The sequence below is a fragment of the Streptomyces sp. NPDC057743 genome (assembly GCF_042798755.1).
GTDB lineage: Bacteria > Actinomycetota > Actinomycetes > Streptomycetales > Streptomycetaceae > Streptomyces.
Genome location: NZ_JBHVJX010000117.1, coordinates 1 through 1,746 on the forward strand (window position 1 = coordinate 1; position 1,746 = coordinate 1,746).

Consider the following 1,746-nt stretch of genomic DNA (forward strand, 5'->3'; position numbering starts at 1 on the left):
CTCTTCCGCCGAGCCCGCTGCAGCCCCAACCGACTGACGTCAATGACCAAAGCGGTCCTCACCCTGGAGCAGCACCGCTGAAGAAGCTCACTGAGGTTGGAAAGAGCTCCTTGTCCTCAACAACGCCTGGCGATCATGAACGCTGAGAAAACCTCATTGGCCGAGATGCCTCGTCACCGATAGGGATGTCGAGCGATGGGAGATCGGCTCTCTCGATCATCGCCTTCTTACTTTCGAGGTCGTACTCACGCTGGGCTGCAATCATTGCAGTTCTCACGCACACGTCAATCGAGGTGTCCTTGAACAGCTCGGCTCGGGCGATGTCGAAAAACGACTTTCCGTTCTCCATCTCTGCGCGCCAGTCCTGGCTGCGAGTGACCTTGTCGAGCAGTCGGCCAGCAGCCGCACCGTACTGGTAATGGCGGTTACCGGCTAGCCACCAGAAGAGGTCTATCGGCTTGTCCGAGTCCGGCTTCGTCGCGTGGTTGTGTGTCTGGCCAGCGGCTTTGACGAACTCGTCCTCTACGTAGCGGGCGGACCCTTCAAGGATCTCCTCGGTCTGGTCGAAATCCTTGAGTTTCGGGTTGAGAGCGAAGCGCTTCTCCTGGAGCGCAGCCCACTTCGTCAGGGCGTCGCGTGCATCGATCTGTCCCGTGTCGGCCTTGGCGAGAAGCTCATCTTGTACGAGCGACAGGGCATGAGCCTCAACAGGGCCCCGCGGATACTTACCCTGCTCCATGTGCTCTCTGAGGTTTTTGAACACGGCCTGGTGACTGTGGAACAGCTCATGGACGTGGATGCGGCTAGCGATCCAGGTGTCCGGGTCGGTGACGCTGTGACCGGTGCCGTAGCTCAGCAGCCACGGGCCAGTGGTCCCGTCCTCATGCCACTCGAATCCGAACGGTCCGTTGGACTTGATTTTCTCCAGCACGCCCTCATCCACCGTGCGGTAGACCTCGAAGCCGAGTTCCTTCGGGAGATCCAGCTTCACTCCGCCTGCGGGCTTTACGTTGATGGCAAGCGCATGAGTTGGCAGCTCGAACACGTCAGGGGCGTTACCAAAGATCATCGGTGTCCTGTCTGGCCTGAAGTTATCAGACCAGATGGCGCGGGCGTGCTTCTCGAATGTTTCCTTGACGGTCTTCAACTGGGTGAGCAACTGCCGGTCTTCCATTGGCAGCTTGTTCCACGCTTTGCTGCCGAACTTCAGCGGCTCCACCTTCGTGTCCACGCCAATAGAGTCCTTCTGTTGCGAAACCGCAGCAACAGGGGCCGCGAACGTGGGGGACGCAGCGCCAGTCACCAGCGCAACAGCCAGAGCAACGACCAGGATCTTCTTCACAGGGGTCCTCTCGGTGAAAAGCTCATTCGGGCGAATTGTTGTGTGTAGAAGGGCTAGGTGAGGGCTGCAGTGTTGGGGTTGGCGATGTCGTGGGCGTGGGCGTGGGCGTGGGGGGTGGCGTGGGCGGCTCAGACGTCTCCGAAGTGCTCGACTCGCGCGTCGGTGGCCGACTGTACGTCCCGTCAACGCCGTTGCCGCCTGGCTTGGTCCTCGTGGGCATCGGTTCCTCCGTCGGCGTCTTGCTAGCCTTGCCGTGCTTGCTCGGCGTCGGTGACTGGGGGGCGGGGAAGTCGTGCTTCTTGTTCTGGCCGCCGCTGTTCTTCACCGCGAAGGCCACGCCCGCCGCGATGGCGACCAGCGCGAGCACCGCGATCAGCCAGATCTTGCCGCGACCGCCCTTGGAC

Annotated in this window: 1 protein-coding gene; it reads right to left on the reverse strand. The window is 61.1% G+C overall.

What is annotated here, in order from left to right:
• Positions 1 to 133 precede the first annotated feature (133 nt).
• Complete coding sequence (locus tag ACFVFQ_RS38700) at positions 134 to 1,342, reverse strand: hypothetical protein (RefSeq protein WP_383425408.1); 1,209 nt, start codon at positions 1,340 to 1,342, stop codon at positions 134 to 136.
• Positions 1,343 to 1,746: the final 404 nt, after the last annotated feature.